The organism is Marinimicrobium sp. LS-A18, assembly GCF_000463525.1.
In the GTDB taxonomy this organism is placed as follows: Bacteria; Pseudomonadota; Gammaproteobacteria; order Pseudomonadales; family Cellvibrionaceae; genus Marinimicrobium; species Marinimicrobium koreense.
Genome location: NZ_AWEP01000006.1, coordinates 580485 through 606250 on the forward strand (window position 1 = coordinate 580485; position 25766 = coordinate 606250).

At 58.8% G+C, this 25766-nt stretch carries 22 protein-coding genes; 14 read left to right on the forward strand and 8 right to left on the reverse strand.

Annotation, left to right across the window (positions count from 1 at the left end):
• Positions 1 to 205 precede the first annotated feature (205 nt).
• The 7 genes from N645_RS0113790 (at position 206) to N645_RS0113820 (ending at position 6768) form a co-directional block, all read left to right on the forward strand.
• Positions 206 to 1360, forward strand: a complete 1155-nt coding sequence (locus N645_RS0113790; RefSeq protein ID WP_024462100.1) for a Re/Si-specific NAD(P)(+) transhydrogenase subunit alpha — start codon at positions 206 to 208, stop codon at positions 1358 to 1360.
• A 10-nt stretch (positions 1361 to 1370) separates the two neighbouring features.
• The gene (locus tag N645_RS0113795; RefSeq protein ID WP_024462101.1) at positions 1371 to 1655 is read left to right on the forward strand and encodes an NAD(P) transhydrogenase subunit alpha; all 285 of its coding nucleotides are present in this window, start codon (positions 1371 to 1373) and stop codon (positions 1653 to 1655) included.
• 12 nt (positions 1656 to 1667) lie between these two features.
• Complete coding sequence (locus N645_RS0113800; protein ID WP_024462102.1) at positions 1668 to 3074, forward strand: NAD(P)(+) transhydrogenase (Re/Si-specific) subunit beta; 1407 nt, start codon at positions 1668 to 1670, stop codon at positions 3072 to 3074.
• A gap of 444 nt (positions 3075 to 3518) precedes the next feature.
• Positions 3519 to 4511 carry a TRAP transporter substrate-binding protein gene (locus N645_RS0113805; protein ID WP_024462103.1) on the forward strand — a complete coding sequence of 331 codons (993 nt, stop codon included), beginning with the start codon at positions 3519 to 3521 and terminating at the stop codon, positions 4509 to 4511.
• A 17-nt stretch (positions 4512 to 4528) separates the two neighbouring features.
• Positions 4529 to 5026, forward strand: coding sequence for a TRAP transporter small permease (locus tag N645_RS0113810; protein ID WP_024462104.1), 498 nt, complete (start codon positions 4529 to 4531; stop codon positions 5024 to 5026).
• 37 nt (positions 5027 to 5063) lie between these two features.
• Positions 5064 to 6365 carry a TRAP transporter large permease gene (locus N645_RS0113815; protein WP_024462105.1) on the forward strand — a complete coding sequence of 434 codons (1302 nt, stop codon included), beginning with the start codon at positions 5064 to 5066 and terminating at the stop codon, positions 6363 to 6365.
• Positions 6366 to 6384: 19 nt separating this feature from the next.
• Positions 6385 to 6768 (forward strand): VOC family protein, encoded by a 384-nt coding sequence (locus N645_RS0113820; RefSeq protein WP_024462106.1) that lies wholly within the window; start codon positions 6385 to 6387, stop codon positions 6766 to 6768.
• 54 nt (positions 6769 to 6822) lie between these two features.
• Here N645_RS0113820 and N645_RS0113825 read toward each other — a convergent pair whose 3' ends face one another.
• On the reverse strand, positions 6823 to 7758 hold the full coding sequence (locus N645_RS0113825; protein WP_024462107.1) for a sugar kinase: 936 nt from the start codon (positions 7756 to 7758) through the stop codon (positions 6823 to 6825).
• 214 nt (positions 7759 to 7972) lie between these two features.
• On the opposite strand from N645_RS0113825, the gene N645_RS0113830 reads away from it, so the two are divergent.
• Positions 7973 to 9451, forward strand: a complete 1479-nt coding sequence (locus N645_RS0113830) for a mannitol dehydrogenase family protein (RefSeq protein WP_024462108.1) — start codon at positions 7973 to 7975, stop codon at positions 9449 to 9451.
• Between the two features lie 69 nt (positions 9452 to 9520).
• Positions 9521 to 10621: a pectinesterase family protein gene (locus tag N645_RS0113835; RefSeq protein WP_036161411.1), complete on the forward strand. Its 1101-nt coding sequence runs from the start codon at positions 9521 to 9523 to the stop codon at positions 10619 to 10621.
• Between the two features lie 72 nt (positions 10622 to 10693).
• On the opposite strand, the gene N645_RS0113840 is transcribed toward N645_RS0113835, so the two are convergent.
• From N645_RS0113840 to glnA, 6 genes are all read right to left on the reverse strand, one after another.
• Positions 10694 to 11746 (reverse strand): class I fructose-bisphosphate aldolase, encoded by a 1053-nt coding sequence (locus N645_RS0113840; protein WP_024462110.1) that lies wholly within the window; start codon positions 11744 to 11746, stop codon positions 10694 to 10696.
• 173 nt (positions 11747 to 11919) lie between these two features.
• Positions 11920 to 13179, reverse strand: a complete 1260-nt coding sequence (locus N645_RS0113845; RefSeq protein WP_024462111.1) for a 6-phosphofructokinase — start codon at positions 13177 to 13179, stop codon at positions 11920 to 11922.
• Positions 13180 to 13629: 450 nt separating this feature from the next.
• Complete coding sequence (glnG, locus tag N645_RS0113850; RefSeq protein ID WP_024462112.1) at positions 13630 to 15057, reverse strand: nitrogen regulation protein NR(I); 1428 nt, start codon at positions 15055 to 15057, stop codon at positions 13630 to 13632.
• Complete coding sequence (gene glnL / locus N645_RS0113855) at positions 15044 to 16117, reverse strand: nitrogen regulation protein NR(II) (protein ID WP_024462113.1); 1074 nt, start codon at positions 16115 to 16117, stop codon at positions 15044 to 15046. The genes glnG and glnL overlap by 14 nt, the downstream gene beginning before the upstream one ends.
• A gap of 243 nt (positions 16118 to 16360) precedes the next feature.
• Positions 16361 to 16894, reverse strand: a complete 534-nt coding sequence (locus N645_RS0113865; RefSeq protein ID WP_024462114.1) for a DUF4124 domain-containing protein — start codon at positions 16892 to 16894, stop codon at positions 16361 to 16363.
• A gap of 215 nt (positions 16895 to 17109) precedes the next feature.
• Entirely contained in the window at positions 17110 to 18516 is a 1407-nt protein-coding gene (gene glnA / locus N645_RS0113870; RefSeq protein ID WP_024462115.1) for a glutamate--ammonia ligase, read from the reverse strand.
• Positions 18517 to 18852: 336 nt separating this feature from the next.
• Here glnA and thiI point away from each other — a divergent pair, with 336 nt between their 5' ends.
• The 5 genes from thiI (at position 18853) to N645_RS0113895 (ending at position 25085) form a co-directional block, all read left to right on the forward strand.
• Positions 18853 to 20310 carry a tRNA uracil 4-sulfurtransferase ThiI gene (thiI, locus tag N645_RS0113875; protein ID WP_024462116.1) on the forward strand — a complete coding sequence of 486 codons (1458 nt, stop codon included), beginning with the start codon at positions 18853 to 18855 and terminating at the stop codon, positions 20308 to 20310.
• Positions 20311 to 20333: 23 nt separating this feature from the next.
• Positions 20334 to 20807 carry a hypothetical protein gene (locus N645_RS17585; RefSeq protein WP_024462117.1) on the forward strand — a complete coding sequence of 158 codons (474 nt, stop codon included), beginning with the start codon at positions 20334 to 20336 and terminating at the stop codon, positions 20805 to 20807.
• Between the two features lie 132 nt (positions 20808 to 20939).
• A complete protein-coding gene (gene typA, locus N645_RS0113885) occupies positions 20940 to 22763 on the forward strand; it encodes a translational GTPase TypA (RefSeq protein WP_036161415.1) in 1824 nt (607 codons plus the stop codon).
• Positions 22764 to 23061: 298 nt separating this feature from the next.
• Complete coding sequence (locus N645_RS0113890; RefSeq protein WP_024462119.1) at positions 23062 to 24288, forward strand: glycoside hydrolase family 105 protein; 1227 nt, start codon at positions 23062 to 23064, stop codon at positions 24286 to 24288.
• Complete coding sequence (locus tag N645_RS0113895; protein ID WP_238559259.1) at positions 24288 to 25085, forward strand: sulfite exporter TauE/SafE family protein; 798 nt, start codon at positions 24288 to 24290, stop codon at positions 25083 to 25085. The genes N645_RS0113890 and N645_RS0113895 overlap by 1 nt, the downstream gene beginning before the upstream one ends.
• Here N645_RS0113895 and N645_RS0113900 read toward each other — a convergent pair.
• Entirely contained in the window at positions 25082 to 25765 is a 684-nt protein-coding gene (locus tag N645_RS0113900) for a TrmH family RNA methyltransferase (RefSeq protein ID WP_024462121.1), read from the reverse strand. The genes N645_RS0113895 and N645_RS0113900 overlap by 4 nt on opposite strands.
• Between the last annotated feature and the right edge of the window lies 1 nt (position 25766).

Below are 25766 nucleotides of genomic sequence, written 5' to 3' on the forward strand. Positions count from 1 at the left end.
GGGAGGTGAGAGACCCGGGGTTTTCTCAGCGCAGAATCAAGGCGGAAAACGCCAACTGACGCACTCTGTTGACTCCAGACAACAAAAAACGAGGCCCTGATACCCTCAGGCGCCCGTTGATTAGGACATCATTCCGCTCAATCCCCACCTTTTGCGGGAAAAGCGGCTATGTTTAATGGTGTCCATCACATGAGGGAGACGTTTCATGAAAATAGCGATACCCAAAGAGCGTCGCGAGCACGAGCGGCGTGTGGCCGCAACGCCCGAGACGGTCAAGAAGTTGATTGCCCTCGGTGCCGATGTGGCGGTCGAGGCGGGCGCGGGCCTGTCCAGCCGTATCACCGATGAGGCCTACGAGGCGGCGGGTGCCACTCTGGTCAGCGACCTGAACAGTCTGCTGGGCGATGCCGATGTGGTGCTCAAGGTCCAGCGTCCCCTGCTGGGCGAAGGCGACCAGCCCGACGAGTTGTCCCCGATGAAAAAGGGCGCTCTGCTGATTGCCGGCCTATCCCCCTATGCTGAACCCGACGCCGTCAAACGCTATGCCGAGGCGGGTGTGACCGCCATCGCCATGGAGTTTGTGCCCCGCATCACCCGTGCCCAGAGCATGGATATCCTCAGTTCCCAGAGCAACCTCGCCGGTTACCGTGCGGTACTGGAGGCGGCTTACGTCTACGATCGGGCCATGCCCATGATGATGACCGCCGCCGGGACCATTGCCCCCGCCCGGGTTATGGTTCTCGGCGCCGGTGTCGCCGGTCTGCAGGCCATTGCCACCGCCAAGCGCCTGGGCGCCATTGTATCCGCCACGGATGTCCGGCCCGCCGCCAAAGAGCAGGTGGAAAGCCTGGGCGGCAAGTTTGTGATGGTTGAGAGCGATGAGACCAAAGAAGCGGAAACCGCCGGTGGTTACGCCAAGGAAATGAGCGAAGACTACAAGCGCAAGCAGGCGGAGCTGGTGGCGGAAACCCTGAAGAAACAGGATATTGCCATCTGCACCGCGCTGATTCCCGGCCGCAAGGCCCCGACCCTGATCAACGACGAGATGGTGCACAGCATGCGCCCCGGCTCGGTGATTGTGGATCTGGCCGCGGAGCAGGGCGGCAATTGCACCCTGTCCAAGCCCGGTGAGGTGGTGGATGTGAACGGTGTGTCGATCATCGGCCACTACAACATTCCGAGCCGGCTGTCCGCCGATGCCAGTTCGCTGTTCGCCAAGAACCTACTCAACTACCTGACGCCTCTGGTCGATGCCGAGAGCAAAGCGCTCAAGGTCGATTGGGAAGACGAAATCGTTGCCGCTTCCGTGCTGACACGGGACGGTCAGGTGGTTCATTCCGCTTTCCAGAGCGAACAATAAGGGGGTCGTCATGGAAGCCAATTTCATTCAGCAGTTATCCATCTTCGTGCTGGCGATTTTCGTCGGCTACTACGTCGTCTGGAGTGTCACCCCGGCACTGCACACACCGCTGATGGCCGTTACCAACGCCATCTCCAGTGTGATCATTGTGGGCGCATTGATCGCCGCCGGCCCCGAGAGCATGAGCCTGTCCAAAGCCCTGGGCTTTGTGGCCATGACGCTGGCCGCGATCAATATCTTCGGTGGCTTTACCGTCACCCAACGCATGCTCGCCATGTACAAGAAGAAAAAGTAACCGGGGGAACTTATGACTGAACTACACGCGAATCTGACCTCGCTGGCCTATCTGGTCGCGGCGGTCCTGTTTATCATGGCTCTGCGCGGCCTGTCCTCGCCGGAAAGCTCACGGACCGGTAATATCTGCGGCATGCTCGGCATGCTGATCGCGGTGGTGACCACCGTGTTCAGCCCGGAAGTGCAATCCTACGAATGGATTGTGGCGGCGCTGGTCCTCGGCGCGGTGATCGGTATCACCATCGCCAAACGCATCGCCATGACCGCCATGCCGCAACTGGTGGCGGCGTTCCACAGCCTGGTCGGTATGGCCGCGGTGCTGGTGGCCGGTGCGGCCTTTACCAACCCCGGGGCGTTTGGCCTGGTCGGCGCGACCGGAGATATCTTTGTCGCCAGTCGTATCGAGATGGGTCTGGGTGTCGTGATCGGCGCCATCACCTTTTCCGGGTCCGTGATCGCCTTCACCAAACTGCAAGGGCTGGTCTCCGGTGCGCCGGTGTCTTTCGGCGGCCAGCATTATCTCAATGCCCTGTTTGGCCTGGTGATACTGGCTCTGCTGGTTTACTTCTGCATCGATCAGCAGCCCTGGATCTTCTGGACCATGACCGCCCTGGCGTTTGTCATCGGGGTACTGATCATCATCCCCATCGGCGGTGCCGATATGCCGGTGGTGGTGTCCATGCTCAACTCCTACTCCGGTTGGGCCGCCGCGGGCATTGGTTTCACCCTGAAAAACGACGCCCTGATTGTCACCGGCGCCCTGGTGGGTTCTTCCGGTGCGATTCTGTCCTACATCATGTGTAAAGGCATGAACCGCTCGTTCTTCAATGTGATTCTAGGTGGCTTCGGCGGCGACTCCTCCGCTGGCGGCCCGGCCGGTGCGGCGGACGATCGTCCGGTGAAGCAGGGCAGCGCGGAAGATGCGGCCTTCATCATGAAAAACGCCGGCTCGGTGATCATTGTGCCGGGCTACGGTATGGCGGTCGCCCAGGCCCAACACGCACTGCGTGAAATGTGCGACGAGCTGAAAGCGGCGGGTGTGACCATCAAGTATGCGATTCACCCGGTGGCGGGTCGTATGCCAGGTCACATGAACGTATTGCTGGCGGAAGCGAATGTGCCGTATGACGAGGTGTTCGAGCTGGAGGATATCAACAGCGAGTTCCAGACCACGGATGTCGCTTTTGTGATCGGCGCCAACGATGTAACCAACCCGTCGGCGAAGACCGATCCGGCCAGCCCGATTTACGGTATGCCGATTCTGGATGTGGAAAAGGCGAAGACGGTTCTGTTCGTCAAGCGCGGTATGTCGGCAGGTTACGCTGGGGTGCAGAATGAGTTGTTCTACAAGGACAACACCATGATGCTGTTCGGCGATGCCAAGAAAATGGTTGAGACGATTCTTCGTAACCTTGATTAGTTGGGTGGTTTTTCAGCTTCGGGGGTGGGTGCGGGGCATACCGGTTCAAGACACGCCGTACATACATCCCTGTAGGCTCGGATCGCGGGTCCCCCGCTCTACGGTCTTGAACCGGTATGCCCCGCACCCGCGTGCCGTCTGGTAGAGGTAACGCTTTAGGTGATATCGGAAAGCGTACAGCGGTATGACCTATAACCTGATCCAGAGGTGTAGGGTTTCTGCCCAAGTGAGGGATGACATGGGGTACACCGTTTCGGGACCGTAGAGCGGGGGACCCGCGATCCGAGCCCCCAGGGATGGGTTTACGGCGTGTCCCGAAACGGTGTACCCCATGGCAGCCCGGATTTAAAACACCGAAGGCCAAAACAGACAAACAAGGTTTAATTGAGAGAGGGTAGGCTGCCCTGTATCATGGTCAGCTCGACAATAAGAGAGAAGGTCACTATGCAATCAAACCAACCAACCACCTGGCGGCGAGTGCTCGGCTGCATTGCGGTAACCATCGGCCTGGCCGGCTGTGACACCGTAGTGGACGACACCGTCTACATGAAAATGGGGCATGACCTCGATCGAAGCACGCCCGTGCACAAAGCCATGGTTCACATGGCCGACCGGTTGCATGAACTGTCGGACGGTAGCGTTCAGTTGGAAGTCTACTCCAACGGCCAGCTCGGCTCCGAACGGGAACTGATTGAACTGCTCCAGATTGGCAGCCTGGCCATGACCAAAGTGTCCGCCAGCCCAATGGAAAGCTTCGTGCCGGAAATGAAAGTGTTCAGCTTGCCCTATGTATTCCGGGATCACGAACACTTCTGGAATTTTCTCGACAGCGATGCCGGTATCAAAATGCTCCAGTCCGGTGCGGATGTCGGATTGCGGGGGCTGGGTTACTACGATGCCGGTAGCCGCAGCTTTTATACCGTCAACAAACAGGTCGAAACGCCTGAAGACCTGGCCGGGATGAAAATCCGGGTTCAGGAGAGTCAGACCTCCATGGCAATGGTCCGCTCCCTGGGCGGCTCTCCAACCCCGGTTTCCTGGGGTGAGCTCTATACCGCCCTCTCCCAAGGTGTCGTGGACGGTGCCGAGAACAACCCGCCGAGCTTTTTCATCTCCAAGCACTACGAAGTGGCGAAGTTCTACTCGCTCAATGAGCACACCTATGTACCGGACGTGGTCCTGATCAGTAACTACGTCTGGAACTCTCTGGATGAACAACAACAGGCCTGGCTGCAGCAGGCCATGGATGAGTCGGTGACCTACCAGAAACAACTATGGGCCGAAGCGACCGAGCACGCGTTGGAAGAGGTGCAAAAAGCCGGTGTGGAAGTGGTTTATCCGGACAAGACACCCTTTATGGAACGTGTTGAGCCCATGCATGAAGAACTGCGCGGTGAGCCCGTGTACGAGCTTCTGCAGCAGATCAAATCCATGTGAGCGCGGAGACGAGAGCCATGAACAGTGTAATGAGAGTAATTGATCGCGCCCTCGCCTGGGTGTTGATGGTATTGATGGCCGTAATGGTGATCGATGTCACCTGGCAGGTTGTCACCCGCTTTATTCTGTCCGAGCCCAGCTCGGTGACCGAGGAGCTGGCCCGTTTCCTCCTAGTCTGGATCGGGCTGCTGGGGGCCGCCTACGCCTTTCGTGTGCGAGCGCACCTGGGGCTGGATATTGTCACATCCAACCTGTCGCGTGAGGCGCAGGTAAAAACCGAAATTCTGATCAACGTGCTGTGTTTCGCGTTTGCCGCGAGCGTGATGGTGGTCGGCGGTTTCAAACTGATGATGTTGACGCTGGACCTGAATCAACTGTCGCCAGCGCTGCAGATTCCCATGGGGTATATCTACAGCGTCGTCCCCATCAGTGGAATACTGATTTGTCTGTTCGCCATTGATCATATTCGATTGCGCGAAATTCCGGGTGCCAGTGAAGACCTGCCCATCGACTAACGCTGCTAGAGAGAACGAATAAGAGAGGCGAACCCCTATGGAACTGTCAATTGTCGTGTTGGTGCTCAGCTTCGTTGTGTTGCTGTTCCTCAACGTCCCCATCGCTATCAGTATCGGCATTTCCACTTTGCTGACGATGCTGTTCACTATTGATTTTACGCCGGCGGTCATGACCCTGGCGCAGCGCATGGCGGGGGGCATCAACAGTTTTGCTCTGCTCGCCATTCCGTTCTTCATCCTGTCCGGTATTCTGATGGGGCAGGGCGGGATTGCGCACCGGCTGATTGAATTCGCCAAGGTATTTTTTGGCATGCTGCCCGGCGGCCTGGCGTTTGTGAACGTGATCAGTTGTACCCTGTTCGGGGCCATTTCCGGCTCCGCTGTGGCGGCCACTTCAGCGGTCGGTGGTTTTATGGTCCCGGCCATGACCAAAGAAGGTTACGACCGGGGTTTTAGTGGCGCGGTCACGGTTACCGCTTCCACGACCGGTCTGCTGATTCCGCCGAGCAACGTGTTGATCGTTTACTCGTTGGCCAGCGGTGGCGTTTCCATTGCCGCGCTGTTTATTGCCGGTTACATCCCGGGCTTGCTGTTGATGGCGGGGTTGATGGCGGTCTGCGGTATCTGGGCCAAGATGAAAGGGTACCCGGTGGGCGATCGCATTCCGTTTCGCGAAGCGGTGCGTAAAACCATTGATGCCATTCCGAGCCTGCTGCTGATCATCATCGTCATCGGCGGTATTGTGGCGGGTTTCTTTACCGCCACCGAGGCCAGTGTGATCGCGGTACTCTACGCCCTGGCACTGTCGGTGTTCATCTACCGCGAGGTCAAGGTCAACCAACTGCCGCAGATTCTGGTCAAGTCGGTTGAGACCACCGCGATTGTAATGTTGCTGATCGGCACCTCCACGGCGATGTCCTGGGTAATGTCCTATGAGAATATCCCGCAGACCATCAGTGACGCGCTGATTGCGCTGAGCGATAACCCCTATATCATTCTGCTGACCATCAACCTGATTCTGTTGATCGTCGGTATTTTCATGGATATGACACCGGCGGTCCTGATCTTTACCCCGATTTTCCTCCCGGTCGTCACCGAGCTGGGCATGTCGCCGCTGCATTTCGGTATCATGATTGTATTGAACCTGTGTATCGGGTTGTGTACGCCGCCGGTAGGGAGTGTGCTCTTTGTCGGCTGTGGGATTGCCAAAACCACCATCAGCAAAATGTTCAAGCCTTTGCTGCCGCTCTACGCCGCGATGTTTGTTGTCCTGTTGCTGGTCACTTACGTGCCGGCTTTCAGTGAAGCCTTGCCGCGTCTGTTCGGACTGTACGAGTAATCTGGAGCGATAGAATACGATGAAAATTGAACACTTTGCCTACAATGTGGCTGACCCGGAGGCGGTGGCCGAGTGGTATACCGCCAATCTGGGGATGACCGTTGCACGGAAGATGGAGGGTGGGCCCCGTACCCACTTTCTGAAAGATTCCAGCGGCCAGGTCATGATTGAAATTTACAACAATCCGCCGGATGAAGTCCCGCCCTACGCGGATATGAACCCACTGATTCTGCATCTGGCGTTTGTGTGCGAAACCCCGGACGCGAAGCGGGCGGAGCTCGAGAAAGTGGGGGCGACCTTTGTTGAGGAAGTGAAGCCTCAGGATGGCTCGCACCTGGTGATGATGCGCGATCCGTTTGGTTTCAGTATTCAGCTGTGTAAACGGGGCGTGCCGATGCTATAGCGGCGTGGCTCAGCGGTAAAAAAGGCGGCGCCTGGGCGCGCCGCCTGTGAGGTGTCAGCCGTTGATACCGGCTTCAAACAGTGTCTTCTCGATTACGCCGCCCCGGTGCTGGATGACCACTCGTGCACAACGGGTGCCGTTTGCAGCGGCTGCCTCTGCCGAGGCGCCGTCCAGTCGCGTGGCCAGGTAGCCAGCGTTGAAGGTGTCGCCGGCACCGGTTGTGTCGATCACGTTATCGACTTTGGGCACCGGGACCCGTTGCTCTTCGCCATCCACGATCAGCACGGTTTCCTCGGCGCCACGCTTCAGTACCAGCTCGGACAGCGCCTGATAACGCTTCTTGCAGCCCTCGATGGAATCGTCGCCCCACAGCAGCTGCTCATCATCAAGCGTCAGCAGGGCAATATCGGTGTGCTTGAGCATGGCCTGCATGGCGTTCTGGGCGTCCTTGGTGGTGTTCCACAGGCGGGGGCGATAGTTGCTGTCGAAAATGACTTTTACCCCTTTGCCGCGCAGTTTGGCGAGGGCATTGAACAGGCTTTGCCGGGCGGTATCGGTCATGATGGCGAGCGTGATGCCGCTCAGGTAGACCGCGTTGAACTCCTGCAGCTGGTTGTACAGACGCACGCTTTCGTTGGGCTCGGAAAACAGTTCGCGCGCGGGCGCTTCGCGGCGCCAGTAGAAAAATTCCCGCTCACCATCGGGGGTGTTACGGATGATGTACAGCCCGGGTGAACGACCGGCAACCCGTTCGATCATATCAGTGCCGATACCCTCGTCGTGCATCCGCTGGATGATCTGCTCACTGTAGGGATCATCCCCGAGGCGAGTGACATAGTGGGTTTCCAGCCCCAGGCGGGACATGTAGACGGAGGTATTGTAGGTGTCGCCCGCGTAGGAGAGCGCCATGATTTCGCGGGTCTCCTCCTGCGCGGTAGGATAAGGCGAAAGCTCCACCATAACTTCGCCAATTGCTGCTATACGTGCCATAAAGAGGATGCCTGTTGGTTGATCGTTGATGTTGTAATGGTTATGCCGCGCGCTACGGGGCATGAATGCCATGGCGGCAATTGCAGGACAGTGAACAGAAAATATACCATCGAGTGGGAGAGATTGCCAATGTGAGTACGATTGACAACGCTGCCATAGAGCGGCGAAGAGCCTGACTCACAATTGCCTATCAACCAAAAGAAAGAGTGATGTTATGAAACGTTTAAACAATGAAACTTTGGGGCAGGTGCCCGCTTCCGTGAGCACCCCGAACTATGATCGCTCGGCGCTGAAAGCCGGTATTGTCCACCTGGGCATTGGGGCCTTTCATCGGGCCCACCAGGCTTTTTATACCGAAGCGGTCCTGAATCAATTTGGCGGGGATTGGGGCATCATCGGGTGCAGCCTTCGCTCGCCAACGGTGCGCGAGCAGCTCGCACCCCAGGACGGTCTGTACACGCTCGTTGAGCGCTCGAGCGACAGCGAAAAGTTGCAGATTGTCGGCGCCGTGAAGTCGGTCATGGTGGGCCCGGAAGATCCGTCGGCGCTGGTCGCCGTGATGGCCGATCCGGCCATCAAGATCGTGTCGATGACGGTCACCGAAAAAGGTTATTGCCACGATCCGGCCACCGGCAACCTCAATCTGAAAAACCCGGATATTCAGCATGACCTTGAGAACCTGGACAAGCCCCGTTCGGCCATCGGTTATCTGGTGTCGGCACTGAAAGCGCGAATGGAAGCCGGCGTGCCCAGCTTTACCGCGCTGAGCTGCGATAACCTCCCCAATAATGGCCAGGTGTTGGAAAAGGCGCTGCATCAGTTTGCCGAGCAGGTCTCGCCCGAACTGGCACAGTGGATTCGTAGCAATACCACCTTCCCCTGCACCATGATCGACCGGATTGTTCCGGCGACCACCGACGACGATCGTCAGCACGTGGAGGAGTTGTTGGGCCTGCGCGATGAAGGAACGGTTTTTACCGAGCCGTTCACCCAGTGGGTCATTGAAGATAACTTCGCCAACGGTCGTCCCGCCTGGGAAAAGGTGGGCGCGCAATTGGTCGACGAGGTGGAGATTTTCGAGAAGATCAAGCTGCGCCTGCTCAATGGTGCCCACTCGACCCTGGCGTACTCCGGTTATCTCGCCGGCTTTGATTATGTCAGTGAGGTGATGGCCGAACCGGCCTTCGTGAAGATGGTGGAAACCTACCATGCCCGGGAGGCCGGTGAGACGGTCAATGCACCGGAAGGGTTTGATATTGAGTTCTACAAGGGCCAGCTGCGCGACCGGTTTCGCAACAAATCGCTGAAACACCGCACCTGGCAGATTGCGATGGACGGCTCACAGAAGCTGCCTCAACGTCTTCTGCACACCTTGCGGGATCAGCTTCAGGGTGCTGGTCATATCGACATCATTACACTGGGGGTTGCCGCCTGGATTCGCTATGTCTCTGGCGTTGATGAGAAGGGGCAGCCCATTGAGGTGTCCGATCCGTTGGCGGATACCTTGCGAGCGGCGTGTGATTCGGCAAAAAGTGATCCGGCGGCCATGGTCAAAGCGGTGGTTTTGATCAAGGAAGTGTTCGGCTCGGACCTCATCAATGAACCGGTGTTTGTCGAGTCCACCACTCGCTGGCTGACGTCGTTTTACGATAAAGGCGTACTGGCGACGGTTCGCGAACACTTTGGCGAGTAATTGCCCTCCCTGTCAGGCCGGGCGGCGTTCGCCCGGCCCGGTCTGTGCAAACCCTTTGAGATGTTCACTATGAGACTCGTTTCCTTCGTCTTTGCATTGTTGGCCATGATGCTGGTGGTTGGTTGTGGTGATGCCCGTCGAGATCTACACGCCGTTGTGGATCAACAGCAACGCGCGTTTGACGATCTGCCGGTCTACCCGACGGTGCAGGCCGCGTTGGACGCGGCTCCGGATTCGGGCGACGCGCCCCATCGTATTCTGATTCGTGCAGGTGAATACCGGGAGAAGCTGAGAATCGACAAGCCCTTTATCCACCTGTTGGGAGAGGGCATGGAGCAGACCCGCATTCACTACGATGACTACGCCGGTCGGCCCGACGGAGACGGTGGTAACCTGGGTACCTTTCGCAGCTATACGGTCAGTGTGACCAGCACCGATGTGCAGTTCCATTCGCTCAGTATCGAGAACCGCTTTGACTTTGTGGCCAACGATGCGCTGGCCAAAGATCACCCGGATAGGGTGAGCGGAACCCAGGCCGTCGCACTGCACCTGGACAAGGGCAGTGACCGCATCCTGGCGCGGGACGTTCAGCTTCTCGGGCATCAGGACACGCTGTACATGAACGGCAAACGTGCCTGGTTCGACAAGTCGCGCATCGCCGGTAACGTGGATTTTATTTTCGGCGCGGGTAATGCCTTGTTTACCGACTCGGATATTGTGACCACCGCACGTGGGAGCAGGCATGACACACACGGTTATGTGACCGCGCCCTCCACGGATATCGAGTCAGAGTTCGGTTTTACCTTTCTCAACTGTCGGCTGCTCCGGGAGGAAGGCGTCCCGGATGACTCGACCGCGCTGGGTCGACCCTGGCATCCGACCACCACATTCGATGACGGCCGTTATGCCGATCCGGACGCGATTGGCAAAGCCGTTTTCGTGGGTTGCTACATGGCGGCACATATCAAGGAATCGGGGTGGGACAAGATGGGGGGTACCGCTCCGGACGGCACCAGGATGTTGTTCACCCCGGAAGATTCCCGTTTCTTTGAGTATGGCAGTGAAGGGCCCGGTGCTCACGATCATGAGGGGCGGCGGCACTTATCCGAATCTGAAGTGAAACAGTACCGGATTGATACCATTCTGGGAGATTGGGAGCCGGAGCGGTAGCTCCGTCCTGCCAACAAAAACGGCAGGACATACCTGCCCTGCCGTTTTTGTCGATGTCCGACTGCGTCGTGGTTAGGCGATCGTGATGCGCTTGTCCAGGTACACATCCTGAATCGCATTCAGCAGTTCCACCCCTTCATTCATGGGACGCTGAAACGCCTTGCGGCCGGAAATCAATCCCATGCCGCCGGCACGCTTGTTGATCACCGAGGTGCGCACCGCCTGAGCGAGATCACCGGCACCGGTGGATGCACCGCCGGAGTTGATCAGGCCGATCCGACCCATGTAACAGTTGGCCACCTGGTAGCGGACCAGATCAATCGGGTGGTCGCTGGATAAATGACTGTAAACCTTCGGGTGGGTTTTCCCGACTTTCACGGCATTAAAGCCACCGTTGTTCTCTGCCATTTTCTGCTTGATGATATCCGCCTTGATGGTTACGCCCAGGTGGTTGGCCTGCCCGGTCAGGTCGGCCGCCGTATGGTAGTCAACCCCATCCTGTTTGAAATCACCGTTGCGCAAGTAGGTCCAGAGAATGGTCATCATGCCAAGCTCGTGCGCCTGTTCGAATGCGGCGCTGATTTCCTGCAACTGACGGCGGGAATTCTCCGAACCGAAATAGATGGTGGCGCCGATGGCAACGGCTCCCATGTCGTAAGCCTGCTTGACCTGCCCGAACAACGTCTGATCGTAAGAGGTCGGGTAGACCAGGGCATCGTTGTGGTTCAGCTTGACCACGAACGGGATACGATGGGCGTACTGGCGGGCAACGGACCCCAGTGCCCCCAGGGTCGAGGCCACCGCGTTGCAGCCGCCCTCAATGGCCAGTTCGACAATGTTCTTGGGGTCGAAGTACAGCGGGTTGGGCGCGAAGGAGGCGCCCGCCGAGTGTTCAATCCCCTGGTCCACCGGCAGGATCGACAGATAGCCCGTGCCGGCCAGACGGCCGTGATTGAGCAGTTGCTGATAGGCACGAAGCACCGGAATCGGGCGATCGGTCTGGGAAAAGGTCTGGCTGACGTAATCGGCACCGGGAAGCGTCAGCTGTTCCTGAGTGATTTTTTCACAACGGTGAGTGAGCAGGCTGTCCGCCTCTTCACCCAGCAGCTTGGTGATATCGTTCATGTCTTTCGTCTCTCAGTTGGTTGATACGCGCACTGGAGTGCGTCTCTATCGTGTTGGCCATCGGTGATGGCAGGTTGGGCTCCCCCCGGGAATTGACAGAGACACCTTCTCCGGCCAAAAGCTCTCACCCCTTTCGCCGAAGAACACCGGTGTCCCTGTCAAAATCAATTCAATTAAAGATCGTAAAATTCCGCACACTTTTTGGGAATCACGGATTTGTTCAGTACCCGATAATCGGGCAGACCGTTCTGATAGGGAGGATAGGCCTCTCCCTCGATGAGGGGCGACAGGTATCGACGGGCTTTCTCGGTAATATGGAAGCCGTCGTCGCTGATGAAGTCGGTGGGCAGACATTTCTCGACGTTGGCCACCTCGGACAGGGGCGCCTTGTCGATGTGCCAACGGTAAGGCTGATCGCTCTCTCGAACCACCACCGGCATGACCGCATTGTCCCCGTTGACCGCGTACCGCACGGCGGCGCAACCCAGCTCATAGGCCTGGTCCACATCGGTTTGTGAGGCGATGTGGCGAGCGGCCCGCTGCAGGTAGTCACAGACTGCCCAGTGGCATTTGTAACCCGCGTGCTGTTTGATTTTGTTCACAATGACGGGGGCAACGCCACCGAGCTGGGCATGACCAAAGGCGTCGGTGGTGCCGAAGCTGGAGAGAAACTCACCCGCTGCATCCTTCGCGCCCTCGGACACCACGATCATGCAGAAGCCGCGCTCGGCAACGACCCGGTCGACCTGCTCCAGAAAACGCGATTCATCCAGCGGCACTTCCGGGAACAGGATGATGTCCGGTCCCATGCCCCGCTCGTCCCGCGCCAAGCCGGCACTGGCGGCAACCCAGCCGGCGTGGCGGCCCATGACTTCCATGACGAACACCTTGGTGGAGGTGCGCTGCATGGAGGAGACATCGAATGACGCCTCCAGTATGGACACGGCCGTATACTTTGCGACGGAGCCAAAGCCCGGACAGCAGTCGGTGATCGGCAGGTCATTGTCCATGGTTTTGGGCACACCAATGCAGGTGATGGGAAAGCCCATCTTCTCGGACAGTTGTGAGACTTTGTGCGCTGTATCCTGGGAGTCGCCGCCACCGTTGTAGAAAAAGTAACGGATGTCGTGAGCCCGGAACACCTCGATCAGGCGCTCGTACTGGGTGCGATGTTCCTCGATTGACTTGAGCTTGTAGCGGCAGGACCCGAAGGCGCCGGACGGAGTGTGCAGCAGCGCCGACAGATCGCTTTCGGACTCGGCGGTGATGTCGATCAACTCTTCGGTCAGTGCGCCAATGATGCCGTCTCGGCCAGCGTAAAGCGTACCGATGGTGTCGGGGTGGGCTTTGGCTTCGGCGATAACGCCGGCAGCCGACGCATTGATCACAGCGGTCACGCCGCCGGACTGCGCGTAAAATGCATTGTGTGGCACGGTCTGTTCCTTTGGTTGATAACAATGAGGTTGTGCCTCATTGCGGTCTCTCGTCTCTCATTGGTGGGCGCTTTTCTGACGTCTTTCGCAAGCTCTGTTGGCCTTGTCGGTTTGTGCGTCGCGCCTCACTCTATTTAATAATAGTGTCGGTATCGCACTCCGTAAATAATGGCGGGGTGCAGAATCCAGTGCCGATTGGTCGTCTTCTTGGGAGACGTTTGCTTGGGTGAGTTTTTATAGGGGGAAGGGATTTTAGCACAGGCAGAGCTGCTTGCAATGGTTGCGTGACGATAAACCGGGTGTAACCGTTACGACTTTTTTGCGATGACCCGAGGCAATCATTGCGTACCGTTTACATAAGTATGACAAAGCAACAAGAGTGAATTAAACGTCGGGTGTCATGCATCACCCGACGGCGTTGATTGTGGTAAGAATGACTTTTTCTTTGCTTCAGGGTTCAGCGCTATCGTCTCCCCCCGCCATATCCAATTCTTTCAGTTTGCGGGTCAGGGTGTTCCGTCCCCATCCCAACAGATTGGCCGCATCGCGTTTTCGACCCGCGGTGTACTTCAGGGCGGTTTCGATCAGCGCGCGCTCAAACGTGGGTACCGCTTCACTCAATAGCTGGTGATGGCCGCGTGCCAGTGCCTGGTCGGCCCAGTGACGCAAAGCTTTTTCCCAGTCATCCGCAGGCGCGTTGTCTTCCTTGTGGTGAAGCAGTTCCGGTGGCAGATCTTCGATGTGCACTTCGCGCCCGGACGCCATGACGGTAATCCACCGACAGGTGTTTTCCAGCTGCCGGACGTTACCGGGCCAGGAAAGGGCGCAGAAAAATTCTTCAGTTTCCGGAAGCAGAATCTTGGTGTCCACATCCAGTTCGCCGGCGGCTTTCTGCAGAAAAAATTTCGCCAGCTTGGGAATGTCTTCCCGACGGTCGGCCAGTTTCGGAATGTGAATGCGAATGACGTTAAGGCGATGAAACAGGTCTTCGCGAAAGCGACCGTCGGCAACCAGAGTTTCGAGGTTCTGGTGCGTGGCGGCAATGATGCGCACATCCACTTTGACCGGCGTGTGGCCGCCCACCCGATAGAACTCGCCGTCGGCCAGTACCCGAAGCAGGCGGGTCTGGGTTTCGGCGGGCATATCGCCAATTTCGTCCAGAAACAGGGTGCCGCCATTGGCCTGCTCAAAGCGGCCCTGACGTTGCGCCGCCGCGCCGGTAAAAGCGCCTTTCTCGTGGCCGAACAGTTCCGACTCCATCAGGTCCTTGGGAATTGCCGCCATATTCAGCGCGATGAAAGGCTCTTCCCGGCGAGGGCTGTGGCGATGCAGGGCATGGGCAACCAGCTCTTTACCGGTACCGGACTGGCCGTTGATCAGTACCGTGATGTTGGATTGTGACAAACGCCCGATGGCCCGGAAAACTTCCTGCATGGCCGGCGCTTCACCGATGATTTCGGTGTTGACCTCAACCGTTTCGCTGCCATCGCTCTCGCTCTTCTGTTCCTGGGCGTGGGCCAGCGCCCGCTGGGTTACCGCTACCGCTTCGTCGACGTCAAAGGGTTTGGGCAGGTATTCAAAGGCGCCGCCCTGGTAAGCCGCTACCGCGCTGTCCAGGTCGGAGTGGGCGGTCATTATGATGATCGGAATGTCCGGGTGTTGGGCGTGCAGGTCTTTGAGCAGTGCCAGGCCATCAATACCGGGCATCCGGATGTCGCTGATGATGGCATCGGGGACATCCCGCCCCAGCTGGCTGATGGCACTGTCGCCGGAGTCGAAGGCCCGCGCCTCAATGCCGGCACCCTGCAGGGCTTTTTCAAGCACCCAGCGAATGGATCGGTCGTCGTCGATTATCCAGACTCGGTTAGACTTCTGCATGTTGAGCTTCCATAGGTAGGTAGAGCGAAAAGCGGGTTTGCCCCGGCTCACTGTCGCATTCGATCAGGCCCTGGTGTTGGTGGATCAAATGCTGCGAAATGGTCAGCCCCAGTCCGGTGCCATCGGCCCGGCCGGAAATCATGGGGTAAAAAATGTTCTTGAGAATGTCCTGGGGAATGCCGGGGCCGTTGTCGACAATGTCGATACGACACACCAGCGGGTGGTGGTGTCGCCCGATGGTGTAGCGGCGCTGAATTCGGGTGACCAGCCGGATATCCGGTGCCTTGGTGCCACTTTCCAGCAGTGCCTGCATGGCATTGCGGGCAATGTTGAGCAGTGCCTGAATCAGCTGCTCTTTATCGGCATTCAGGTCCGGGATGCTGGGATCGTAATCCCGGGTCAGGGTCACAGAACCGCTGCTCTCGGCCTTGATGATGGTTGCCACCCGCTCGAGCACTTCGTGAATGTTCAGCCACTGGCGCTGGGGCAACTGGTTCGGGCCGAGCATTCGGTCCACCAGATTGCGCAGCCGGTCGGCTTCATCAATGATCACCCCGGTGTATTCCTGCAGGTCGCTACCGGGCAGCTCCCGGGCCAGCAACTGCGCTGCGCCGCGAATGCCGCCCAGTGGGTTTTTGATCTCGTGGGCCATGCCACGCACCAGATTGCGGGTGGTCTCCTGCGAGGAGGTCAGCATCTCTTCCCGGCTGATGCGCAGGAGGCGGTCGATGGGCTGGATTTCGATGACCAGTCCGGAGGCCTCGCCAAAGGGCGTGACCGTGTAGTCCACGGTAATCTGGCCGCCGGTCAACAACTGCCATTCGGCGTGGCGCTTGGTGTAGTGGTTAGCCTGTTCGGCGGCGGATCTGAGCTGTCCGGGGGTCTCGCTGGACTCAAAGAAAAACTGGGTGAGCGGCTCACCGAGGGTTCGCTCGCAACTGACGGCGAGCAGGGCCTCGGCGGCGGGGTTCATATGGCGCAACCGCAGCTCGCCGTCCACCAGAATGATGGCGGTGCTCAGGCTGTCCAGCAGCGGTTTGTGAAGATCTCCGGTACTCACTCTCGGATCGACTCCCGGTCTGATTGAAGAAAGGCGGCTGATGTGCGGCTCTATGCACTGAAATGGAGCCCGCCCTCAGGGCAGGTCTATGCAAAAAGCAATCCAACTGCGTATCGGAGGAAAGGCCCATTTTTGGGCGTTTCCGGAGAGGAGTGTAGGTGAGTTTGAAGGGGTGTGCACCATATTGGTGCTAGTGGCGCAAAGCTCTGCCGTTCGCGCCATCAAACGGTGCGTCGGGGCGGCTTAGCCGCCACTGCGGGGAATGACGCTGGGTCGGTGCACATGAATGGTGACCGGTGCGGTCGCTGCCAGGCTCTGACCTTGAGGATCCAGGATTTCGACCTGAACGGTATGCGTTCCCCGGTAGATTTCCCGGACGATGTGCTGGGTCGATCGGGTTTCGGCAAGGGTGTCGCCGTCCAGGTAATAGACCAGGGTGTGCCCGGGCTGCAGGGCTGGCTGCAGTCGAACGGCTATGGGCAGGTCTCGCTGGCCGGGAGGGACGCTGCTGTCCGGCTGGGGGGAGACGATTTCAATCGAGTAGTCCACCGGCTCGGGGGCTTCCTCTTCGGGGGTGTCGCGGCGCTGGGGTGTGGTGGTCTGCCCGGGGACATTGTTGACCGGAGGCAGCTCGTCGGAAGCATCGTTCTGAACGCCGCGGGGCGGCTTGTCCGAGTAGCTGACCCGCCCCTCTTCATCCACGGTTTTGTAGATGGGTTGGGCCACTGTCAGGAGGCTGAACAGCATCAGGGTGATAAGCAGCAGAGCAGATCGCATAAAGGAGTCCCGTGTCGGCCTTTGTGGTGGCGGGGTACAGTAAAGCTTACTCCTTGGACCCATAAAAACAAAAGCCCGTTCAGTCACCTGAACGGGCTTTTGGTCATTCACCGGCTCGAAAGCCGGTTTTTATACCGCGAATTGGCAGCTAGTGCCTACAGCGTCTTAGCAACTGGTGCCTACAGCGGTTTTTAACAACTAGCGCCTGCGGCGAATTAACAGCTGTAGTACAGCTCGAACTCAACCGGGTGCGGGGTCATGTTCAGGCGCTCGATCTCTTCACGCTTCAGGTCGATGAAGGCGTCGATCACATCGTCAGTGAACACACCACCGGCCTTCAGGAAGTCGCGGTCTTCGTCCAGAGCGTCCAGAGCCTGTTCCAGGCTGGAAGCCACGGTCGGGATCGCCTTGCCTTCTTCCGGCGGCAGGTCGTACAGGTTCTTGTCGGCGGGGTCGCCGGGGTGGATCTTGTTCTGTACACCGTCCAGGCCTGCCATCAACAGAGCCGCGAACGCCAGGTAGGGGTTGGCGGTCGGGTCGGGGAAGCGGGTCTCGATACGACGGGCCTTGTCGCTGTTTACGTACGGAATCCGGATGGAGGCCGAACGGTTGCGGGCGGAGTAAGCCAGCATCACCGGGGCTTCAAAGCCCGGTACCAGACGCTTGTACGAGTTGGTCGAGGCGTTACAGAAGGCGTTCAGCGCGCGAGCGTGCTTGATGATACCGCCGATGTAGTACAGAGCGGTTTCGCTCATGCCGGCATAGCCGTCGCCAGCGAACTGGTTCTTGCCGTCTTTGGAGAACGACTGGTGCACGTGCATACCAGAGCCGTTGTCACCGATCAGCGGCTTGGGCATGAAGGTGGCGGTCTGGCCGAAGGCGTGCGCCACGTTGTGTACGCAGTACTTCAGGATCTGCACTTCGTCCGCTTTCTTCACCAGGGTGTTGGCGCCAACGCCAATTTCACACTGGCCGGCAGTCGCCACTTCGTGGTGGTGAACTTCAATTTCCAGACCCATGGCTTCCATGGCGTCACACATGGCGCCACGCAGGTCGTTCAGGGAGTCGACCGGAGGTACCGGGAAGTAGCCGCCTTTCACGCCCGGACGGTGACCGGTGTTGCCGCCGTCATAGCTTTCGCTGGAAGACCAGGCCGCTTCTTCGGAGTTGATCTTGTAGAAAGCGCCGCCCATGGTGGCGTTCCACTGAACACTGTCGAATACGAAGAATTCGGGCTCCGGGCCAAACAGGGCAACGTCACCCAGGCCGGTGGACTTCAGGTACTCTTCAGCGCGCAGACCGATGGAGCGCGGGTCGCGGTCATAGCCCTGCATGGTCATCGGCTCAACGATGTTACAGCGCACAATGACGGTGGGGCTGTCAGAGAAAGGGTCCATGATGGACGTTTCATCGTCCGGCATCAGGATCATGTCGGAGTCGTTGATGCCTTTCCAGCCATTGATGGAAGAGCCATCAAACATCTTGCCGTCTTCAAAGAAGTCTTCGTCCACATCTTTGGCGGGGATGGTGACGTGCTGCTCTTTACCGCGAGTGTCGGTAAAGCGCATGTCGACCCAACGCGCTTCGTGTTCTTTGATCAGGTCCAGTGTTTTTTTAGACATTGAATGCCTCCAATTGAGAATAGCCCGGGGGCTACGGATAAGAAAACCTGTGCATTAAACCGTGTTTTCACGCTGGCGGCTACATCGGATTGTGACGATCTTGCCAGCGCCAGTGTGCGATAAAGGGGCAAGATGTGTGCCATCGTGCGCAAAAGCGGCAGATCGGGGCGTTCAGCGGGGTTTCTGCACCAAGATGGATGTTGTCGTGATCTAAAATAGTGCACGAAACCGCCAATGCGCACCATTGTGGTGCGACCGATCTTTTTGTTTGGGGTGGCCGCATGATTTATAATGCGCGCCTTTCCCGCAAGACAAGTTCTTCAACAGTAGGCGTTCATGCATTTTATCGTCAAGGTTTTTCCCGAAATCATTATCAAGAGCCCGCCGGTGCGCAAGCGCTTCATCAAGCAGCTGCGCGACAACCTGCGTCGGCTTTTGCAGCCGCTGTCGGAGGATATTCAGGTCAAGCGGGACTGGGAAAAGGTCGAAGTGCAGGCGCCCGGGGCTGACGAGCGGTTGACGCGGCAGGTGGCCGATGTGCTGGCCCGCACGCCGGGTATCGACGCCTTCGCGTTGGTGCAGGCATACCCCCTGGGGGATCTGGACGATATTCTGGCCAAGACCAAAGCTCACTGGGCCGAGGCCCTGGCGGGCAAGACCTTCTGTGTGCGGGTCAAGCGCAGTGGTAAGCACGACTTCAGCTCCACCGACATCGAGCGCTATGTGGGCGGCGGGCTGCTGCAGCAGACCGAGGCGGCGGGTGTAAAGCTGCGCGACCCGGACATTACTGTGCGGCTGGAGGTCAAGCGCCAGTGGCTGTTTGTGCTGGAGAACTTGCGCCGCGGGCTGGGTGGCTATCCCCTGGGCGCTCAGAACGATGGGGTCCTGTCTCTGGTGTCCGGTGGCTTCGACTCGATTGTGGCGAGCTACCTCACCATGAAGCGGGGCATGCGCACCCACTTCTGCTTCTTCAGTCTCGGTGGCCACGCCCACGAGATGGCGGTCAAGGAGGTGTCTTACTATCTGTGGCAGAAGTACGGGGCCTCCCACAATGTTCAGTTTGTCACCGTGCCCTTTGAAGGGGTAGTTGCCGAGATTCTGGAAAAGGTCGACAACGCCTACATGGGGGTGATCCTCAAGCGGATGATGCTGCGCGCCGCCAGCCGGGTCGCCGAAGAGCTGGACCTGAAGGCCCTGGTGACCGGTGAGAGTGTCGCTCAGGTGTCCAGCCAGACCATCCCCAATCTGAACGCCATTGATCGGGCCACGGATACCCTGGTGTTGCGGCCGCTGATCGCCATGGACAAACGGGATATCATCCAGTTGTCCCGGGATATTGGTACCGAAACCTATTCGGCGAATGTGCCGGAGTACTGCGGGGTGATCTCGGTGCGCCCGACCACCAACGCCAAGTTGCACCGGGTGGAGTCCGAAGAGGCGCGCTTTGATTTCACCGTGTTGGAACGGGCCCTCGAGGATCGCGCGCAGACGCCGATACATCACCTGGTGGACGCAGGTGAGACGGAGCTGGATGTGGCGGTTGAGCCGCAGGTGGGCGAGGGCGACGTGGTCATCGATATCCGCCATCCCGATGAGGCGGGGCTCAAGCCCCTTTCGTTGGTCGGGGATCAGTTGCTGGAAATCCCGTTTTTCAGGCTTAATGGCCAGTTCGCGACGCTGGATCCGCAGCGCCGCTACCTGTTGTACTGCGAAAAAGGGGTGATGAGTCAGCTGCACGCGGCCCACCTGATGGATGCAGGCCATCGCAATATTGGTGTTTATCGGCCGGAGTAGGGCCACCTCAGGAGAGTCAGAGCATGTCCCGACCCGGCGCGCGGTCCCAAAATGAATCTGCCGGCCAGAAGTGGGCGCTGGTGGGCATCGCTTGTCTGCTGGTACTTCTCTCGGTTGGCTCGACGCTGTACGTCACCGGTATTCCCGCGGGGCTGTGGGGCTCGCGCGACGCCGAGGAGGCCCGGTACCGGCACACCACGCTGACGGATGCCGAGGCGGTCTGTACGGCCCATGCCCGGGAGGTGTTCGGGCGTCGGCTGACCAATCTGCGAGTGGACCGGTTTTCCAGTCGCCTGGATCGCGGGGACAATCAGTACAAGGTGTTCATGGAGGCGGATATCTACCCCAATTCCACCCGCGAAGGCGTGGCGCTGGAAACCTTCATCAACTGCTTTACCGCCACCGACTCAACGGACATCGAACTGTTTCAATACGCCAAAGACGGCACCCAGTTCATCGCGCCGGGCGAAGAAGAGAAGGGCATGTTCGGCCTTTAAGGCCCTTTGGGAGCGCTCTGACGGGACTTTTTTGCCTTTTTGCGCATTTTTCCCGCGATTTTCATATCTGTGAAGCCTTCTGGCAGGTATAATGCCCGCCTTTTTCCAGAGTCCTCCCTCCTGAGAGTTTTCATGACAGACCAATCCGCTATTCAGAATTTGCGTAACATCGCCATTATCGCCCACGTTGACCACGGCAAAACCACCCTGGTCGATAAACTGCTGTCCCAATCCGGCACCCTGGACCGACGCAGCGAAGGCGCCGAGCGGATCATGGATTCCAACGATCAGGAGCGTGAACGCGGCATTACCATTCTGGCCAAAAACACGGCCATTCGTTGGAATGACTACCGCATCAACATCGTGGACACCCCCGGACACGCCGACTTCGGCGGTGAGGTCGAGCGGGTGCTGTCCATGGTGGACTCGGTGCTGCTGCTGGTGGACGCCGTCGACGGCCCCATGCCCCAGACCCGCTTCGTGACCAGCAAGGCCTTTGAAAAAGGCTTGCACCCGATTGTGGTAGTGAACAAAGTTGACCGCCCCGGCGCCCGTCCCGACTGGGCCGTGGACCAGGTGTTCGATCTTTTCGACCGTCTGGGCGCCACCGACGAGCAGCTCGATTTCCCGATCATCTACGCCTCGGCCCTGAACGGCGTGGCGGGCATGGAGCCGGACGAGCTGGCCGACGACATGACCCCGCTGTTCCAGATGATTGTCGATAACGTGAAAGCGCCGGATGTCGACATCGAGGGCGATTTCCAGATGCAGGTTTCCGCGCTGGACTACAACAGCTATGTGGGCGTTATCGGTGTGGGCCGCATTACCCGCGGTAGCCTCTCGCCCAACCAGCAGGTGATTGTGGCCCGTCCCGACGGCAAAACCCGCAAGGCCAAGGTCTTGCAGGTGATGGGCTATCACGGCCTGGAGCGGGTGGAAACCACGCGCGCCACCGCCGGCGACATCGTCTGTATCACCGGTATTGATGGTCTGGATATCTCTGACACTCTGTGCAGCCCGGAGAATGTCGATCCGCTGCCCGCATTGAGTGTGGACGAGCCCACTGTCAGCATGACCTTCCAGGTCAACGACTCGCCCTTCGCCGGTAAGGAAGGCAAGTTCGTCACCTCGCGCAACATCCGCGAGCGTCTGGATCAGGAGCTGATCCACAACGTGGCCCTGCGGGTCCGTCAGGGCGACAGCCCGGACAAGTTCGTGGTCTCCGGCCGCGGTGAGCTGCACCTGTCGGTGTTGATTGAAAACATGCGCCGGGAAGGCTTTGAGCTGGGTGTTTCCCGTCCGGAAGTTATCCAGAAGGAAATCGACGGCCAGATCCAGGAACCGTTCGAGCAGGTGGTGATCGACGTTGAGGAACAGCACCAGGGCGCGGTAATGGAAGAGCTGGGCCTGCGCAAAGCGGAAATGACCAATATGGAGCCGGACGGTAAAGGTCGGGTGAAGTTGGAGTTCATGGTTCCCTCGCGCGGTTTGATCGGTTTCCGCGGCCAGTTCCTGACCCTGACGTCCGGTTCGGGCATCATGACCAGTATTTTTGACCACTACGGCCCGGTCAAAGCGGGTGAGGACCACAAGCGTCAGAACGGCGTGTTGGTTTCTATGGTCAAGGGCAAGACGCTGGCTTACGGTCTGCACCCGCTGCAGGATCGCGGCCGTCTGTTCATTGACGCTGGCGTTGAGGTCTATGAAGGTCAGATCGTTGGTCTGCATTCGCGGAACAATGATCTGGTGGTGAATCCGACCAAGGCGAAGCAGCTGACCAACGTGCGTGCCTCCGGCACCGATGAGAACCTGACTCTGTCACCACCGGTTCGTCATACCCTGGAGCAGGCGCTGGAGTTCATCGAGGATGACGAGCTGGTGGAAGTCACACCAGAGAGCATCCGCCTGCGCAAAAAACTGCTCACCGAAAACGAGCGTAAGCGCGCGAAGAAATAGTCTGGTCCGGCGCACGTGGGGTAAACCCTATGGAGACCCGCCGTGAACCCGTCCATGGGGGCTTCTCGTCGACATCCATGTCTCCGAGAGTCTCCATAGGGTTTACCCCACGCACGCCTACGTGCCAGCTTCTTCGTCTTTGCTCGCGTAGGGCGTGGTAAGCGCAAAGCGCGCACCCGCCGTAACCTGACGTTATCCCCACAGACACCGGACCCTCTGACAACGTTTTTCAGCTCTTTGAAACGTCCCCCATACCCGCTATAGTCCCGGTACAAAAACCAAAACCGGGAGAGAGACAATGAATTATCAACCCTTTTGGCGTTTGGCCAGCATAGTCTTGCTGTCCGTCGCTGCTCTGTACGCCTGCACTATCAATACCAACACCAATCCTTCCGTTTCAACCACCAACCGACCGCTATCCGTCTGGATGGCCGACTCCGACATTGAACGCAACCCCGAAGGCTGGATGGTCGATTTTCGGGAAACCCCCAAATGGGAATACACCCATGGCCTGATGATGACCGCCCACGAACGCGTGTGGCGGGCTACCGGCGAGGAGCGGTTTTTCGATTACTTGGAAGACTTCGCCGACTTCATGATCAGCGACGACGGCGATATCAGAACTTACGACCAGAGCCTGTACAACATTGATCGGGTGAATCCGGGCAAGTTTCTGATCGGACTTCATCAGGAAACTGGCGAGGACAAATACTGGCTGGCGATCGAGCAATTGCGTGATCAGATGCGCGACCATCCGCGCACGAGTGAGGGCGGCTTCTGGCACAAAAAAGTGTACCCGCATCAGATGTGGCTAGACGGCCTGTATATGGGCACGCCGTTTCTTTCCCGGTATGCGGCCACCTATGGTGAGCCCGAGCTGTACGATGACATCATCAATCAGTTCCGTCTGGTGGCGAAACATCACTGGAACGCCGAGGGGCAGTTTTTCTATCACGGCTGGGATGAAAGTCGGGAGCAGCGTTGGGCGGATTCCGAGACGGGGTTGTCTGAGCTGCCCTGGGGGCGGGCCATGGGCTGGCTGGCCATGGCGATTGTCGATGTACTTGATGACCTGCCGGAGCAACACCCCGACCGCGACGTGATTCTGGATATCGCCGACAAAATGGCCCGCGCCATCGAGACCCATCGCGACCCGGAGTCGGGTGTCTGGTGGCAGGTGGTGAATATGGGTGGGCGCGACGGTAATTACCTCGAGTCTTCGGCGTCAACCATGTTCACTTACTTCCTGCTCAAAGGCAGCGAGGAGGGTTATATCGACGAGCGGTATCGAGCTTTGGGGCTGAGTGCTTATCAGCGAGTGGTGGATGAATTTATCCGCCATAACGATGACGGAACGATCAGCATCACCAAGGTCTGTGCGGTTGCCGGGTTGGGCGGTGATCCATACCGGGAGGGCACCTATGACTATTACATCAGCGAGCCGCGCCGGGCGGACGATCCGAAGGCGGTCGGGCCCTTTATCATGGCGTCGCTTCTGTACGAGGACATGACCGGAGCTTATTGATGCTGGAATGGTTGCTGGGGTTTATGGCGCTGGGGGCGGTCACCGGGTTGGTGGCCGGCCTCTTCGGCATCGGCGGTGGTGGCCTGATGGTTCCGGTACTCACCTTGCTGTTTGCGGCTCAGGGGCTACCCGAGGCGCATCTGGTGCACCTGGCTTTGGGCACGTCCATGGCCGCCATTGTGCCCACGGCGGTAGCCAGCTTGCGGGCCCATCACGGTCACAAAGCGGTGCTCTGGCCCGTGGTGGCACGCATGGCACCGGGGGTGTTGGTGGGGACCTTCGCGGCCACCTTCCTGGCGGCCTGGTTGACCCCGAAACCGCTAGCGATCTTCTTTTCGGTGTTCATGGCCTATGTCGCCTTGCAGATGATTCTGAACCGTCGTCCCGAACCTTCCCGCCAGTTGCCCGGAAGGCCTGGGCTGGTCGGTGTGGCGTCGGGTATCGGCGGCGTCTCGGCGCTGGTGGCCATTGGTGGCGGCACCCTGACCGTGCCGTTTCTGACCTGGTGCAATGTGCGCCTGCCAGTAGCCATTGGCACCTCGGCGGCGGTGGGGCTGCCCATCGCCGTGGCCGGTGCCATCGGGTATATGGTGAATGGGTGGGGGGTGCCGGGGTTACCGGCGCATACCCTGGGCTATGTTTATTGGCCCGCCGTGCTGGCGATTGCGTCCATGAGCTACCTGACCGCGCCCGTGGGTGCCAGGTTGGCGCACCGGCTACCGGTGACCTGGCTCAAGCGGTTGTTTGCCCTGTTGCTGGTGGGGCTGGCCATCGAAATGCTGCGCACGGTCATCTAGCCTTTAGGGCTTCGATAGCGCTCGTCTTTGGGTGGAATCATATCGCCGTCTTCATCCATGTCCGGGAAGGGCAGTCCGTAGCGCTCGCAATAGCGGACCATCTGCGGGTGCATCCAGCGAAACAGAATCTCCCGCACCGCCGGATCCCACTCGTCCAGTTCGCGATCGTACATACCCCGCTGCTGACGTTGGTGCATGGCCTCCTGCAGAATGATTGCGGCAGCCACACTCACGTTGTAACTCTCCACCATGCCAATGATCGGAATGGTCAGGTGCTCGTCGGCCTGCTCGGCGGCGTAGTCACTCAGGCCTTCTTTTTCAGCCCCCATCACCAGCGCGAAGGGCTGTGTGTAGTCGGCCTCCCGGTAGTGCATGGCGCGGTCGGACCAGTGCGCGGCGTATAGCTTGAAGCCCTTGTCCCGAAGCACACCCATGCCGGTCTGAATGTCCGGGTGGACGACGGTACCGGTAAAGCGCCCGCTGCCCCCGGCGGTGTGGTGGTACACCAGCCGGCCCCGGCTGGGCTGAACCATGTGAATCTCCGGCATCCCCACTGCATCAGCGGTGCGCAGCATGGCGGAAATATTCTGGGCTTTGTGAACCTGATCGGTCAGCAGCGTCATATCGTGCTGACGCTGGCGCAGGACCTGTTTGAATTTTTCGTAGCGTGAGCGAGACATG